The organism is Sphingomonas profundi (genome assembly GCF_009739515.1).
GTDB classification, from domain to species: Bacteria; Pseudomonadota; Alphaproteobacteria; order Sphingomonadales; family Sphingomonadaceae; genus Alterirhizorhabdus; species Alterirhizorhabdus profundi.
In genome coordinates, this window is sequence record NZ_CP046535.1 from 2,970,317 (window position 1) to 2,985,284 (window position 14,968).

Consider the following 14,968-nt stretch of genomic DNA (forward strand, 5'->3'; position numbering starts at 1 on the left):
CGGTTCACGCGCCTCTCCCTTTCCAAGCCGCGCCGGATTGTGCAAATGCGAACTTGCGGAATTGCGAAGAGGTTGTTTGCAGAATGACGATGCCGGACCCCGCCGCGCTGCCCGCGCTGATGCCGCCGTCCGCCCCGGATCAGGCGGTCGCCGCGCCCCGCCGGCGGCTGTTCGCCGGGCCGGTGCTGCGCGCGCTGCGCCAGCGCCACCGGCTGGGCCAGGCGGCGATGGCGCAGCGGCTCGGCCTCTCGGTCAGCTATCTGTCGCAGCTGGAGAATGACGATCGTCCGGTCACACACGCCGTTTCCGCAGCGCTCGCCGCCGCCTTCCCGCTCGACTGGAACCCGGCCGACGTGGGCGGCGCGGCGCATCTGGCCGCGCTGCGCGATGCGGTGGCCGATCCGCTGTTCGCCAGCCTGCCGCCGGAGCCGCAGGCGCTCGATCGCGCGGCCGAGCAGCAGCCCGGCCTCGCCGAACGCTTCGTCCGCCTGCACGCCGCCTATCGCCGCAGCGAGGAGCGGCGGCTGATCGCCGACGAGGCGATCGCCAGCGGCGTGCCCGGCGGCGGGCGGCAGCCGTGGGAGGAGGTGCGGGACTGGTTCCACAATGCCGGCAACTATGTCGACGCGATCGATCGCGCGGCGGAGGCGCTGGCCCATTCGCTGGATGCCGAGCCGATCCCGGAGGGGCTGCTGGTCCACGCGCTGAAGACGGCGCACGGCGTGGACGTGATCTCCACCAGCGACGAGCGCGACGATACGCCGCCGCTCCGCCGGTTCGATCCGGCGCGCGGCCTGCTGGCGCTGAACCGGGCGATGCCGCCGGCCACGCGGCGCTTCTTCCTCGCCCACCAGCTGGCCAGCCTGTCGTTCGCCGAGGTGATCGCCGGCATCGCCAGCGGCGCCGATCTGCGCGCGCCCGAATCGCGCCGATTGCTCTCGATCGGCCTCGGCAACCAGGCGGCCGGCGCGCTGCTGATGCCCTATGGCCGCTTTCGCGACAGCGCCCGCGCCTGCCGCCACGACATCGATCGGCTGTGCCAGCGGTTCGACGTGAGCTTCGAGCAGGCGTGCCACCGCCTCTCCACGCTGCAACGGCCCGGCGCGCGCGGCATCCCCTTCTTCTTCTGCCGGGTGGACATGGCCGGCAACATCACCAAGCGCCACTCCGCCACGCGGCTGCAGTTCGCCCGCTTCGGCGGCGCCTGCCCGCTGTGGATCGTGCACGAGGCGGTGGCGATCCCCGATCGCATCCTTGTCCAGCTGGCGGAGACGCCGGACGGCCTGCGCTACGTCTCGATGGCCAAGGGGCTGGTGAAGCCCAGCGGCAGCTATGCGCGCAGCCCCCGCCGCTACGCCGTGGCGCTCGGCTGCGAGATCGAGCATGCCGGCGACTTCATCTATGCCGACGGCCTGGATCTGGCGAGCCGCACTGCGGCCGCGCCGATCGGCATCTCCTGCCGCCTGTGCCCGCGCGCCGGCTGCGACCAGCGCGCCTTCCCGCCGGCCGACCGCGCGATCGTGATCGATCCGAACGTGCGCGAGGTGGTGCCCTATCGCGTGCTGTGACCGGACGACGGCGGTACTCGCGGCCGTCTCGGATCACATCATGCCGGGCCAGGCCTTTCGCGCCCTCAGAGGCGGACGCCGCGCTGGTTCAGGATCGCCAGCATCTCGTCGCGCACCGCCGCCTGCACCGCGCCGCTCTGGTGGATGCCGTCCGGCAGGTGGCGCCACAGGCCGTGCTCGGCGACGATCGCGTCGACATCGACCACGCCGATCCCCTCCCCGGCGGCCAGACCGTCCAGCATCACGTTCCGTTCCTTCGCACGCACCGTGCTCAGCGTGCGGCCGAGCGGCGCGTCGAACGCGGCATAGTGCAGGATGTCCTCGTGGATCTGCGCCGATATGCCGTTGCACATCAGCAGCGCCGCCCCGGTCCGCTCCCGCACCGTCCGCGCGAGCAGGCGCAGGTCGGCGGCGATCTCTTCCGTGTCGCGCGCTTCCGCCACGAAGTCGCGTTCCAGCCAGGCGCGCGTCGCGGCGCCCACCTGCGCCAGCCGGAACGGGTGGCAGGCGATCGCATAGCCCAGCCGCCGGTGGCGCAGGATGGGCGGCAGCTCGGCGGTGAGCGTCAGGGCGATGGCGGTGGCCGGGCCGGCGCGGCGCAGCCCCTGCCGGCCCAGCAGCAGATAGTCGTCGGTGATCGGCGTGCGCCGCAGCGCCGCCAGCAGCGCGCCCAGGAACAGCCAGTCACCGGCGGCGGGCGGGGGCGAGAGGGCGGCGAAGCCCGCCGCGGCATCGGCCTCGATCGCCAGCATGTCCCCCGGCGACCGCGCCAGCTGTTCCAGCAGGATGCGCACGGAGGGGACGAGCGGCTCGTCCTGCACCACCGCCACCTGCCCGCCGCCGCCACTCGCGGCGAACAGCTCCAGAAAACCGCCCCGCTCGCCGCGCAGCGCCCCGGTCAGCTCGCAGGTGCCGAGCGCGAGCAGGGTCGCGGTCTCGCCCCCGGCCCTGCCCTCCTCTTCTCCCCACCAGCCGCGCACGCGATCGTGCCAGCCGGTCAGCAGGCCGGATCGGTCCTCGGCCAGTTCCGTCATGCGCCGGCCGGCCAGCATCAGCAGGCGCGGCAGCGCCGCATCGCCGGGCAGCGGCCGGCCTTCGGGCTCGATGTGCGCGATCACGAAATCGTCCGACCAGCGATAATTGCTGAGCCGATCGAGGAAGCCGCCCTGCGTCTCCGCCGCGTGGGCCACCCGCCCGCCGACGCGGGGCGCAAAGGCGACCTGGAAGTCGCGCGTCTCGCCGGTGAACGGCGTGCCGCCATCGGCATCGGCGGAGAGCCCGAGGGTGCAGTAGGCGATCGGCTCGCCGGCGCGGGCGACGTGGCCGTCGGGACACAACCACCGCAGCGCCGATCGGACGACCCGATACCCGGCCACCGTGATCGGCCCCAGCCGCAGCGCGATCCCGCTCACCGCCCGCCCCAGCCCTCGGCGTGGAAGACGATGCTGGCGACCGTCACGCGGGCCAGGCGCGCGCGCGGATCGTCGGCCGTGTCGCCCGTGTCCGTCGCCAGCATGGCCACGGCCACACCGGGCATCAGCGCATCCCCTTGCCCCACGTTCAGCCGGACGAGCCGACCGCGTTCGCGCAGGACGAGGCGATAGTGGGAGATCGGCGGACAGTCGTGCGCCGCGCCCGCGCTTAGATCGACGCTGAAGTCGAGCAGCTTCGATCCCGGCATCAGCACCGCTCCTGCCGTAGCGTGCAGCAATCGCACGCGCGCCGCACCCGCCAAGGTCAGCGCCGGCGGCAGGGCGACGGTCAGCAGCACGATAAGGCGGGCGGCGGCATGGCCCGATCAAGCACCGGACGCCGCCCGTTTGGCAAGTGCCGATCAGGCGGGGAGCGTCTCCAGCGACTTCGGCTCGTGCATCGGGCAGCCGTTATGCTGGCCGCGGAAGCCGGACGACATCTCGTAGGCGGGCTTGCGCGCCCGCATAACCCCGCCGAGCGGCTGATGCGCGGCAAGCCCGTGCCACGGCGAGAAAGCTAGGCTGTCGTCCACCACCTTGGCGCGCGTCTCGCTCCACGCCGATTGCGGCTCCACCGTGATCCGCGCGACCGGGATGTACGGGCTCTCCTCCTCGTCCCACGGCACGGACGCGTCCTCGACCGGCATCTTGTCGAGATCGGTGCAGAGCTGCGCGCGCACCTCCCACTGGCCGCCCTCGGCGCCGAAGAATTCGTTCATCGCACCGCGCAATCCGTCCGGATCGCCGCCGATGTCCACGGTCTCGCCCGCCAGCGCCTTGAAGTTGGGCGAGAGCGGCACGACCGACAGCTTGGCGATATAGTCGCCGTACCGCAGCGGCGCCTGCGTGAAGTAGCTCTCGCCGGCCGGATGCGTCTGGGCCTGGCCGCCCATGCTCTTCAGCATCGCGCTCTCACCGCCGACAGCCTCCAAGGCGCTCTCAGCCGCGCGCAGGGTGGCGGAGAGCACCTTCTTCACGCCCTCGACCCGGTCGGTCGTCTTGGCGAGCATCTTGAGGTTGGCGAGGAACTTGGCCGGCGTCGGTGCCAGGAAGGCGGGGCCGATCGCCATGACGAAATCCTGCGTGGCGTCTCCCTCCGATCCGGGCAGCCGATCGCCATCCACGCCGATCACCTTCACCGCCATGCCGCGCGGCAGGGAGACGCTGTCCGGCAGGATGTCGCCGGCGTTGGTCGAGATGCGGAGCACCGTCTGATAGGTGCCGGGCTCTGCGAACAGGCCCTGCGCCAGCACCGGGGGCAGGCCGCCGAGCACCTCGAACGTGCCTTCCAGCAGCGCGTGGCTCTTGGCGTGGACGCTGCGAACGGCGTGGCCGTAATCCTTGTAGGTCGTCTCGATGATGCCGTGCAGCGTATCGACCAGCTCCCGCGTGACCTCCGCCTCGTTCGGCTCGGGCTGTTCGACGGCGGGCGTGTAGCGGATCGGGGCAGTGGGCGCTTGAGTCATCGAAAGTCCTTCGTGGTCAGGCATTTGGCCGCCACATAAACCGTCAGCCCGGCGCGGTGGTTCCCGGCAGCGCCCTAGCGACGGCAAGAAAGCGGTCCACGTCGCGCTCATCGTTGTTCAGGCCGGGGCACACGCGCAGCAGATCGTCGCGCGCGTGGACGACAACCTCCTCCGCGGCGAAGGCGGCCGCCCAGGCGGCGGCCTGTGGCGAGCGGAAGGCGAGGAACCGCGCGCGCGCCCCGGCGCCCGGCGGGTTCAGCAGGTCCGCCGCCGCCAGCGGCGTGCCCCCGATCCCGTCGAGCAGGCGCGCGTGCAGGGCGGCCACATGGGCGGAGATCGCCGTTGTCGTCAGCCGCTCGCCGGCCAGCATGTCGCGCACCGCGACGAAGCGGTAGAGGCCGGAGGGATCGAAGGTGGATCCCATGAAGCGCCTCGCATCGGCCGGATAGCCTACCGTCCCCCGCTCGCTCGCATCGGCGAACCAGCCGGTCTCCTCGGGGCGCGGGCCGTAGCCGGGGGGCGCGTGCATCAGCCCGGCGCCCTCCCCTGCCATCGCATATTTGTAGCCGCCGGCGATGTAGAAGACGCGATCGGCCACGGCGGAGAGATCCGTCTCTATCGCCATGAAGCCGTGATAGCCGTCGATCGCCACCCACGGCCCTTCCGGCCGGGCGAGCGCGGCGAGATCGGCGATGCGATCGAACACCAGGCCGCTGCCGAACATGACCTGGCTGACATAGGCCAGATCGAAGCCGCCGGCCCGCGCCCGCGTGACGAAGCGATCGGCGAAGGTGGCGCGCGGCTCCATCGCCACCGCCTCCACGATCGCGCGGCCGCTCTCCGCCCAGCGCGCGGCCTGGCGGGCGAAGCTGGCGAACTCCCCGTCGCTCGTCAGGATGCGGACCGGCCGCCGATCGATCGCGGAGACCAGGCGGAGCAGCAGTTCGTGCGCGTTGCCGGCGAACGCCACGGTCGCCGCATCGGGCAGGTTCAGCTCGGCCGCGACATGGGCCTGCGCGCCGGGCCGGATCTCGTCCAGCACCCGCGACCACTTGTCGCCGGCCAGCCGCGCCGCATCGCTCCACGCGGCGATCTGGCCGACGAAGCTCGCATCGGGCCATAGCGGGTGGCTGTGCGCCGCCAGATGCACGCGATCGGGTGCGGCCGCGATCGCGCGCTGGAACAGATGCCGATAGCCGCCGCCCGTGCTCAAAGCCGCTCGGCCGAGGAGATCGCGTCCGCCGCGCGCAGCGCCGCGAGGATCTTCATCAGGTGCTGCACGTCGCGCACCTCCACCGCGAGGTGGAAGGTGTGGAAGCCGGCGTCGCGGTGGGTGAGCAGCAGGTTGACGATATTGGCGTGCTGCGCGCCCAGGATGCCCGCCATCACGCCCAGCGCGCCGGGCTCGTTGCGCACCACGATCGCCAGCCGCGCGGTGCCGCCGTCCGACGCGTCGCCCCAGGCGAGATCGACCCAGTCGGCATCGACGCCGTCGGCCAGGCGCGGGCAATCGATCGCATGCACCTCCACCGCCTCCTCCGGCCGCCGCAGGCCGACGATGCGATCGCCCGGCACCGGGTGGCAGCACGGCGCCAGCGTATAGGCGACGCCCGGCGTGAGCCCGCGGATGGAGATCGCCTCGGTCTGCGGCCGCGCCGCGCCGCGGGCGACGGACACGGCGCCGCCGGACCCCGGCATCAGCGCCTCGATCACCTCGCCATCGGTGATCGATTGCAGCGCGATCGCCTCCATCAGCGCGTCCTGATCGGGCAGGCCCAGCCGGCGGAGCGCCTGGCCCACCGCATCCGAGCCCAGCTGCGCCGGCAGCCGCTTGACGATCTCGTCGTAGAATTTGCGGCCCAGCGCCACCCGCTCGCCCCGCTCCTTCTGTCGCACGTAGCGGCGGATCGAGGCGCGGGCCTTGCCGGTGGCGACGAAGTTCATCCAGCCGGGCTGCGGCTCCTGCGCCTTCGATCGCAATATCTCCACCTGATCGCCATTCTCGATCACGGTGCGCAGCGGCACGACGCGGCCGTTCACCTTGGCGCCCACCGTCTGATCGCCGAGATCGGTGTGGACGGCATAGGCGAAATCGACCGGCGTCGATCCCTTGGGCAGCTGGATCAGCTCGCCCGTGGGGGTGAAGGCAAAGATGCGATCCTGGTACATCGCCATGCGCGTATGTTCGAGCAGCTCCTCCGGGCTCTCGGCATGGTCGAGTATCTCGACGAGGTCGCGAATCCAGCTGGTCTGCCCGTCCGGCTTGCCCTGCTTCTGCTTGTAGGCCCAGTGGGCGGCGAGACCGTGCTCGGCCTGGGCGTGCATGTCGCGGTCGCGGATCTGGATCTCGATGCGCATCCGCTCCGAATGGATCACGGCGGTGTGGAGCGAGCGATAGCCGTTGCGCTTGGGCGTGGAGACATAATCCTTGAACCGCCCCGGCACCATCGGCCAGCGGCGATGGATCAGCCCCAGCGCGCGGTAGCACTGATCCGGATCGGCCACGATCACGCGGAACGCCATGATGTCGGAAAGCTGCTCGAAGCTGATGTGGCGCTCGGCCATCTTGCGCCAGATCGAGTAGGGATGCTTCTCGCGCCCCGTCACCTCCGCGCGGATGCCGTGGCGGCCGAGATGGAGGGTGATGCCGGAGCCGATGCGGGCGATCTGGTCGCCGCCGCCCTCTTTCAGCTGGCCCAGCCGGCGCGTGATCGATTCGTAGGCCTCCGGCTCCAGCTGCTTGAAGGCGAGCGTCTGCATCTCCTTCATGAACTCGTACATGCCGACCCGCTCGGCCAGCGGCGCGTAGATCTCCATCGTCTCGCGGGCGATGCGGCGGCGCTTCGCCTCGTTCGGGATGTGGTGCAGCGTGCGCATGTTGTGCAGCCGGTCGGCCAGCTTCACCAGCAGGACGCGGATGTCGTCCGACATGGCGAGCAGGAACTTGCGCAGATTCTCGGCCGCGCGCTCGTTCTCGGTCTGCGCCTCGATCTTGCTGAGCTTGGTGACGCCGTCCACCAGCCGCGCGACGTTGCTGCCGAAGCGGTGCTCGATATCCTCGTGCGTCGCGACCGTATCCTCGATCGTGTCGTGCAGGATGGCGGTCGCGATCGTCTCGTCGTCCAGGTGCAGATCGGTCAGGATGCCGGCCACCTCGATCGGGTGGCTGAAATAGGGGTCGCCCGACGCCCGCTTCTGGCTGCCGTGCGCCTGCATCGAGAAGACGTAGGCGCGGTTCAGCAACGCCTCGTCCGCGTCCGGATCGTAGTCGAGAACCCGATCCACCAGTTCATATTGTCTCAGCACGCCGCCAACATGGGGCGGCGCTCACGTGGCGGCAACAAAAGAACGCTTGGCGGCCGAGAAGAGGCGCGTCCGGGGGCTGGCCGCGGCGCGACTCGGCCGCCCTGGCTCAGAAGGCGGCGTTCAGCATGTCCGGGCCGAAGCTGGCGAGCGCGCCCAGCGCGGCGAGCGCGGCCGCCAGGATGCTGGCGTGCAGGCGTGATCCCGGCTCCACCTCGCTCCACTCGATCTTCCAGAGGCGATGATAGGCCTCGCGCCAGATCTTGGCCGCCATCTCGTCAACTTCCTCCGGACGCGGCGAGCGTCCGTCAACAAGGCAGGCGACGGCGGCGGGCGCAAACATGTGCTTGGTCATCTCAGTCATCCTCGGCCCTGCCGCTCTGACGGCGACAGTGGTTGCGACGATCTAGCAGAAGTGGCCGGGCGAGTCATCTTCGCATCGACGGCGATCGACATGGCCGGCAGCACCGGATGCGAGGGGCCGGGACGCGAGAACATGCAGGACGGATCCGCTACTAGGCCGCTATTCGCGGGTGGTGGACATGCCGGCAGGCCCGGCAGCCAGCACAATGTTCGGACGGCGTTGCGGATCCGTCCTGTGCGACGATCCGTCCGATTGTCGCGCCCGACCCGCACGGCGGGCGGGGGGCGCGCGGGCCGGCGGATGGGTGTCCGCCGGCCCGCGCTTCATCCTACCAGTCGTGCTTCTCGCCGTTCCACTTGAAGAAGTCGCCAGTGGTCTCCGGCGTCAGCGCGGCGGTGACGGCGATGATGCCGGCGGCGCTCTCCGAAGGCTCGATGTCGGCCTCCGGGCCGCCCATGTCCGTCTTCACATAGCCGGGATGGACCACGCCGACGAGGATGCCGCGATCCTTCACGTCGATCGCCACGCTGCGCATCACCCGGTTCAGGCCCGCCTTGGCGCCGGCATAGGCGTAATAGCCGCCATAGGGCCAGGTGGAGGCGCCGAGCTGGCTCGTCACGCTCATCACCCGCGCGGTGCCCGCCTTCTCGAGATTGGGCAGGAACGCCTGGAACACGCGGAACGGGCCGATCATCATGACCTCGTTGATCTCGCGGAAGGCATCATAGTCCATGTCGTCGAGCCCCTGATGCTCGCGATTGATGCCGGCATTGTTGATGAGGGTGTCGATCGCGACGTCGCCGATCTCTCCGGCGGCGGCCTTGACCGAGGCGTCGTCGGCGACGTCCATCGCGTGGATGGTCAGGTTGCCGCCGGCCTGCGCCGCCACGGCCTCCAGCTTCGGCGCGTTGGCCGGATCGCGGACGAAGGCATATACCCTGTCGCCGACCTCGGCATATTGCCGGGCGAGCTCAAGCCCGATGCCCCGGCTGGCGCCACTGATTACCACATTCGCCATGCGTCTCTCTCCGAACCGTCACCGCGGGGGGCGGTGACTCTTGCGGCAGACATGCAGCACGGGCGGCGGGTGGCGCAAACTGTCCTAATCGCGGGGGCGGCGTCCCTCCGCGCGAAAGTTCAGAGGCCGCGCTCGATGCGGTTCCGCCCCGTCTGCTTGGCCCGGTAGAGCGCCGCGTCCGCCCGGCGCAGCGCCTCGCGTATGTCCTCGCCCGGCGCGACGGCGACGACGCCGCCGGAGAAGGAGAGGTCCGCCAGCGTCTCGCCGGTGCCGGCCACCTTGAAGCTGCGGTCGCTCAACGCCTCGCGCGTGCGGTCCAGCAGGCGATAGGCGAGGTCCAGCTCGCGGCCCTCGAACAGGATCACGAACTCCTCGCCGCCGTAGCGCGCGACGACGCTGCCGTCGCATCCCTGCGCCAGCTCCTTGGCGACGAGGCGGATCACGCGATCGCCGACATCGTGGCCGTAGCGATCGTTGACGCCCTTGAAGCGATCAATGTCGCACAAGGCCAGCGATACCGTGCGCTGGCCGGCGCCGGCGAGACATTCGGCAAAGCAGGCCTCGAACGCGCGGCGGTTCGGCAGGCCGGTCAGTGGATCGGTCTCCGCATCCTGGCGCGCGATGGCGAGGTTCGCCCGCAGATCGTCCATCTCGGCGGAGGCGGCGCGCAGCTGCTCCTCGGCGCGGCGGGTCTTGTCGATCATCGATTCGGTGAGCGCCATCAGCGCCGCCACCGTCTCCGCGCCGCTCGTCTCCCGCGCCGGCCTCATCGTCGCCGCCTCGCTGGCCAGCGCGTCGCCATAGGCCTGCGCATCCTGGCGCGAGCTGTCGACGATGCCGGCGTAGCGATCGAACCTCTCGCGCGCCTCGTCCACCGCGCGCACCAGCTCCGCCACCGACGCGGCGGCGCCGGAGATGGCGACCTGCGGCTGGCAGCATCGGGCGTGGATCGCATCGGCATCGACCTGCGACAGGCGGAGGTCGCCGAACGTCGCCTCGCGCACCGCACGCACTATCTCGGGATGCGATCCCGTGACGACGGCGTGCGCCACCGCATAGTTGCCGGGCGTCGGCGCAAGATGATGCTCGCCCAGAAACTCACCGACGAGGCGGAACAGCTTGCGTTGCGCGTCTTCCCGCGCAATCGGCGCCGGTTCCTGCTGGCGAAGGCGCGCCGCCGTTAGTGACGATAGTCTGCCTATCACTGTCCAACCTGCCGATAGCTTCCCCACGCCAGGATTTATCGCGGCAAAACCTTTCGTAACGGCGAACGCGGCGAAGCATCCCGCAAATTTTTATGACTTTGGTCTAATCGCCTAATAGTCGAGCGGCGGCAGCGCCGGGCGCGGCCGGGCGAGCGGATTGGCGAACAGGCAGCGCTCGATCAGCACGGTATCGTAGAAGGCGTGCATCTCGATCATGCGGCCGTCCAGGAAACGGAAGATCTCGCAGTAGGTCTGGTCGTACACGTCGCCGCTCAGGGTCGGGCCGCCGCCCTCCATGATGATCGTCACGCGCTCCTCGTCGGCGCACATGATCTTCCAGCGGCGGGCGAAGTGCATCCGCGCCGGATCGAGCGCGGCGTGGACCTGCCGCGCGATCAGGTCGCCCGTCACCGCCTCCTTGCCGACGAGCTTGCCGGAAGCGGGCGTCGCGCCGGCCATGTGGACGACGATGTCGTCATGGTACATCGCCTCCACCGTCTCCCACGCGCCGGCCGACATCGCCGTCAGGTAGCGGGTGGCGAGGGCGATATTCTCCTCGCGGCTCATTCCGCCGCCTCCCGCCGGGCGACGCTCTCGTCCTCGCGCGTGGCGATCAGGTCGGCCACCGTTTCGCCGCGGATCAGCCGGTCGATCGATTCGTGGAAGTGGGTGATGCGGCGCTCGTCCGTACCCAGCAGCGGCGCGACGAAGCTCTGCGAGCCGAGCCCGCGCTGGACATGCTCGACGAGGTCGACGTCCTGCGACAGCACCATCTCGGCCACCGGATGCGCGCGCGCGCCCCATTGCAACACCTCGCCCACCGGCTCCGCGCCGCCGCGCACCACGCGGTGGGTGTAGTCGGGCACCGCTTCGCCCTCTGCCAGCGGCGCGCACATGATGAAATCGAAGAACATCCGCTCGGGATCGCCGGAGGGGTGCGGACGATAGCGCATCGCCACGTAGAATTCCGGGAACAGGTTGAAGTGCAGGCTGGGGAAGAGGAGGTAGTGATAGGCGTCCGTCAGTTGCCCGTCCGCCAGCGACGCATAGGGGAAGATGCTGTCCACCTGCGCCGCCCGCCTGGCCGCCTGCGCCGCCAGCCGCACGTCGGCCGGGCCGCCGGCGAAGGCGGCCGGATCGATCCCGCTCGCCTCCAGATAGGCGGTCAGCGCGGGGTTCAGCCGTTCCTGTTCCGGGTAGAGCGCACTCGGCGCGCCATATTCGTTCACCATCATGCTGTGGATGCCCAGCAGGGTGATCGGCGCGTCCTCATTGCCCCACGCCAGTATCTCGCGGTGCAGCGCCTGGAAGTGATAGCTCTCGTTGAACGCGTCGAGCACCGTCTTCCAGTTGCAGGCGAAATCGAACGTCTTGTAGTCGACGATCGTCGCCCGCTCCATGCGATAGGCGGCGAGGCGATCGTGGAGCGGGCCGAGATAGTCGCGCAGCGGCGGCGCGGCATCGTCAAGCGTGAACCACAGCCAGCCGGCAAACTCCTCGACGCGGAAGGCGGCGAGCGCGGTCCACGCCGGATCGTCGATGCGGGCGTCGAACCGCTCGCGGCAGGGCACCTCGATCAGCGTGCCGTCCAGCGCGTAGCGCCAGCCATGGAAGGCGCAGGTGAAGGCGGCGGCGTGGCCGGGGCCGTCGCCGCTCAGCACCAGCCGGTTCGCGCGGTGGCGGCAGACGTTGAAGAAGCCGCGCGCCACGCCGTCCGCGCCGCGCACGAACAGCAGGCTCTCGCGGCCGAGCGAGTGGATCATCACGTCGCCGGGCTCGGCAAGCTCCTGCGCGCGCGGCCCCATGTGCCACAGCCGGGACCAGACGTGGGTCCATTCCAGCGCGGCACGCTCCGCCGTGCGATACCACGCCGGATCGATCTCGAACGAAGGCCGCGCGGTCATCTCCATTCCCTCATGCGACAAGAGGGTAGGAGCGGACCGCGCGGCCGTATGCTCGCCGTTCTGCTAGGACCGGCGCGGGCGGGCGCCGGCGCTTCGCTTACTCGGCGGCGTCGGCCAGCTGGCGCGCCTTGCGCTTGCGCGTCTCGGCCGGCTTTGCGGCGGCCGCCGGGCGCTTGTGGCCCAGGCCGATGCGATGGGCCAGTTCCTGCCGCTGCTTGGCATAGTTCGGCGCGACCATCGGATAGTCGGACGGCAGATCCCACTTCCGGCGATAATCCTCGGGCGTCATGCCGTAGCTGGTCAGCAGATACCGCTTCAGCATCTTCAGCTTGCGGCCGGATTCCAGCGAGACGAGGTAGTCCGGCTTCACCGAGGCGCGGATCGAGACGGCGGGCTCCTGCGGCGGCGCGGCTTCGGCGGTCGGCGCGGCAAGGCCGGCGAGCGCGGAATGCACCGTGGCGATCAGGCCGGGCACGTCGCCGATCGCCACATCGTTGTTGCCGACATGCGCGGCGACGATATCGGCGGTGAGCGCGAGCAGATCTTCGGAAGACGAGTCGATGGACACTATGGCGACCTTTCGCTTTTTATGAGCCCGATGCCGGACCTGCGTCGCGGCTTGGGAGAGCGCGGGATATAGTGGCGATATTCGCGTCTGACCAGTATCCCGCACTATAATTGACGCGCAAAAACGGACAGGAAGCACGCGGCATCGGACAAAAGTTTCGCGCCGTCGACACTCCTCAAGTCTAATAGCGACGTTCCTCGCTCCAGTTGCGAACAATTTTCAATTTGCACAGTTGCGATCGGCTCGACTTGGACCGGAGATAACCCATGTTTGGTTCATGACTGACAAGGTGCGTCGCGGAACCGTCCGAGGGCTTTTTGTTGCGCGTCCCGTCGCATCGGCGAACGACGGAGGCAGGATGCGCCTGCGACCGTCCGTTCGCAAAACCGGACGGCCACCCATGGCCACGCAGCATGATGTTGATTAACCGGATCATTCCCGGAGTCGCGCATGACCTTGCAAGAGACGATCGATTCTCCCGCCGCGCACGCGGCACAGCCAGCCAGCTTCCACGATCTGATGGCCAGTATCGGCTATCTGCTGTTCCAGTGGAGCCTGCTCGACCGGACGCTGGACGACGAGATTGCGCGTCTGCGCCGGGCCGGCGGCGAACTCGGCGATCCCGCCACGCGCACCCGCACGATCAACGAGCGGCTGGCCGAGTGGCGCGCCCTGATCGAGCGCGGCCGCAGGCGGGCATCGGACCGCGACGCGATCGAGAGCGTCGCCACGCGCATCCAGGACTATCAGCGCCTGCGCAATCTGGTCGCCACCGGCTTCGTCTCGGCGGCGTCCGGCCCGGACGCGCCGTCGATCCGCTGCGCGCACGGCACCACGCGTCGCGGCGTGGCCGACGAGGTGCGGATGAGCGCGGGCGACATCGTCGACACGATCGACGCGATCGAGCTCTGCCGGTCGGAGATGGCGCTGCTGCGCGATCTCGGCGGCCGCTAGGCGCCGGCGATGGATCTGGACGCGCTGCTGCTGCACTATGCCGGCAGCGACGATCCCGCCGCGATCGGCCCGGACACGGCGGAGCGGATCGCGATCGATTTCGGCGTGGAGCGCGATCCCGGCCGGCGTTTCGCGCTGTGGGCGCTGCTGCATGTGCTGGGCGCCGCCCCCGATCCCGATCGCGCCTTCGAGAAGGCGGCCGATCGCACCGCCGCGCGCGACTTCACGCGGCTGATGGCCCGCGCCGGGGAGGCGGATGATCCGGCGGGCTAGTCCGACGGAACCGCCTGCCGACGCCGCGCCGGGCGGTGAGGCTGCGGCCGGCACGATGTCCACGCTGCGGCGCCGGCTCTATCTCGGCCTCGGCATCGTCGCCTTCGTCGTCGGCAGCGTCGGCATCGCGCTGCCGCTGCTGCCGACCGTGCCCTTCTACATCCTCGCCGCCTTCTGCTTCGGCAAGGGCAGCCCCGCGCTGGAGCGCCGGCTGCTCGACCATCCGACGGCCGGCCCGCACATCCGCGCCTGGCGGGAGCGCGGGGCGATCAGCCGGCGGGGCAAGATCGCGGCGCTGGCGATGCTCGCGGCCAGCGCCGCCATCGGGCTCGCCGTGCTGCCGATGCCGTGGGGGCTGCTGCCGGGCGCGGTCGCGATCGTCACCGGCGGCTGGATCGCCACCCGCCCCTGATCACCGCGCCATATCCACCGCGAAGCCGATCCACATCGCCGAGAGGATCGCGCACGAGGCGAGGTAGGTCATGAACCGCGGCCGCACCTGCTTGGGCCCGATGTGGATGTAGCTGTGGGCGGCGCGCAGCAGCACGTAGAGCCACGCCAGCACCACCTGCGCCGCGCCGGCCCGGCCCGTCACCAGCAGCAGCGGCACCAGCGCGAAGTAGAGCACCGGCATCTCGAACAGGTTGGCCAGATTGTTGGCCGGCATCTCGACCGGGCGGAAGTAGCGCATCGCCGCCTCGCCGTCGGCGAAGTCGCGCGCGGTGGGCGGATTGCGGCGGATGTGGCCCAGCCGCTGGACGAACAGCGTCAGCCACACGGCGAACACCAGCGCCACCATGGCGAAGGTGGGCCAGAGGATCGCGGTCTGCGGCATCATCGTCTCCATCCGGGGGATCGGCATGGTCATGCCGC

Annotated in this window: 16 protein-coding genes; 4 read left to right on the top strand and 12 right to left on the bottom strand. The window is 70.2% G+C overall.

Features of this window, described 5'->3' with window-relative positions; translation table 11 throughout:
- The first annotated feature begins 119 nt into the window (after positions 1-119).
- Positions 120-1,568 (top strand): helix-turn-helix domain-containing protein, encoded by a 1,449-nt coding sequence (locus GNT64_RS14225; protein ID WP_156681647.1) that lies wholly within the window; start codon positions 120-122, stop codon positions 1,566-1,568.
- A gap of 65 nt (positions 1,569-1,633) precedes the next feature.
- On the opposite strand, the gene GNT64_RS14230 is transcribed toward GNT64_RS14225, so the two are convergent.
- The 11 genes from GNT64_RS14230 to GNT64_RS14280 all read right to left on the bottom strand — a co-directional run bounded on the left by GNT64_RS14230 (position 1,634) and on the right by GNT64_RS14280 (position 12,862).
- Entirely contained in the window at positions 1,634-2,980 is a 1,347-nt protein-coding gene (locus GNT64_RS14230; RefSeq protein WP_156680126.1) for a hypothetical protein, read from the bottom strand.
- Positions 2,977-3,339, bottom strand: a complete 363-nt coding sequence (locus tag GNT64_RS14235; RefSeq protein ID WP_156680127.1) for a hypothetical protein — start codon at positions 3,337-3,339, stop codon at positions 2,977-2,979. Before GNT64_RS14235 ends, GNT64_RS14230 begins: the two co-directional genes overlap by 4 nt.
- A gap of 63 nt (positions 3,340-3,402) precedes the next feature.
- A complete protein-coding gene (locus tag GNT64_RS14240; protein ID WP_156680128.1) occupies positions 3,403-4,506 on the bottom strand; it encodes a catalase family protein in 1,104 nt (367 codons plus the stop codon).
- A gap of 43 nt (positions 4,507-4,549) precedes the next feature.
- A complete protein-coding gene (locus GNT64_RS14245; protein ID WP_156680129.1) occupies positions 4,550-5,719 on the bottom strand; it encodes an aminotransferase class V-fold PLP-dependent enzyme in 1,170 nt (389 codons plus the stop codon).
- Complete coding sequence (locus GNT64_RS14250; protein ID WP_156680130.1) at positions 5,716-7,812, bottom strand: RelA/SpoT family protein; 2,097 nt, start codon at positions 7,810-7,812, stop codon at positions 5,716-5,718. Before GNT64_RS14250 ends, GNT64_RS14245 begins: the two co-directional genes overlap by 4 nt.
- Before the next feature lie 106 nt (positions 7,813-7,918).
- A complete protein-coding gene (locus GNT64_RS14255) occupies positions 7,919-8,164 on the bottom strand; it encodes a hypothetical protein (protein ID WP_156680131.1) in 246 nt (81 codons plus the stop codon).
- 337 nt (positions 8,165-8,501) lie between these two features.
- Complete coding sequence (locus tag GNT64_RS14260; protein WP_156680132.1) at positions 8,502-9,191, bottom strand: SDR family oxidoreductase; 690 nt, start codon at positions 9,189-9,191, stop codon at positions 8,502-8,504.
- Positions 9,192-9,310: 119 nt separating this feature from the next.
- Positions 9,311-10,396: a GGDEF domain-containing protein gene (locus GNT64_RS14265; protein WP_156680133.1), complete on the bottom strand. Its 1,086-nt coding sequence runs from the start codon at positions 10,394-10,396 to the stop codon at positions 9,311-9,313.
- 111 nt (positions 10,397-10,507) lie between these two features.
- Positions 10,508-10,963 carry a nuclear transport factor 2 family protein gene (locus GNT64_RS14270; RefSeq protein WP_156680134.1) on the bottom strand — a complete coding sequence of 152 codons (456 nt, stop codon included), beginning with the start codon at positions 10,961-10,963 and terminating at the stop codon, positions 10,508-10,510.
- Positions 10,960-12,300 (bottom strand): aromatic ring-hydroxylating oxygenase subunit alpha, encoded by a 1,341-nt coding sequence (locus GNT64_RS14275; protein WP_197276998.1) that lies wholly within the window; start codon positions 12,298-12,300, stop codon positions 10,960-10,962. The genes GNT64_RS14270 and GNT64_RS14275 overlap by 4 nt, the downstream gene beginning before the upstream one ends.
- 97 nt (positions 12,301-12,397) lie before the next feature.
- Complete coding sequence (locus GNT64_RS14280; protein ID WP_156681648.1) at positions 12,398-12,862, bottom strand: Ros/MucR family transcriptional regulator; 465 nt, start codon at positions 12,860-12,862, stop codon at positions 12,398-12,400.
- A gap of 456 nt (positions 12,863-13,318) precedes the next feature.
- Between GNT64_RS14280 and GNT64_RS14285 the strand changes: the two genes are divergently transcribed.
- The 3 genes from GNT64_RS14285 to GNT64_RS14295 all read left to right on the top strand — a co-directional run bounded on the left by GNT64_RS14285 (position 13,319) and on the right by GNT64_RS14295 (position 14,507).
- Positions 13,319-13,822: a hypothetical protein gene (locus tag GNT64_RS14285; protein ID WP_156680136.1), complete on the top strand. Its 504-nt coding sequence runs from the start codon at positions 13,319-13,321 to the stop codon at positions 13,820-13,822.
- A 9-nt stretch (positions 13,823-13,831) separates the two neighbouring features.
- Entirely contained in the window at positions 13,832-14,095 is a 264-nt protein-coding gene (locus GNT64_RS14290) for a hypothetical protein (protein WP_156680137.1), read from the top strand.
- Positions 14,096-14,159: 64 nt separating this feature from the next.
- Positions 14,160-14,507: a YbaN family protein gene (locus GNT64_RS14295; RefSeq protein WP_156681649.1), complete on the top strand. Its 348-nt coding sequence runs from the start codon at positions 14,160-14,162 to the stop codon at positions 14,505-14,507.
- Here the strand turns inward: GNT64_RS14295 and GNT64_RS14300 are convergent, their stop codons facing one another.
- Complete coding sequence (locus GNT64_RS14300; protein ID WP_156680138.1) at positions 14,508-14,963, bottom strand: MAPEG family protein; 456 nt, start codon at positions 14,961-14,963, stop codon at positions 14,508-14,510.
- Positions 14,964-14,968: the final 5 nt, after the last annotated feature.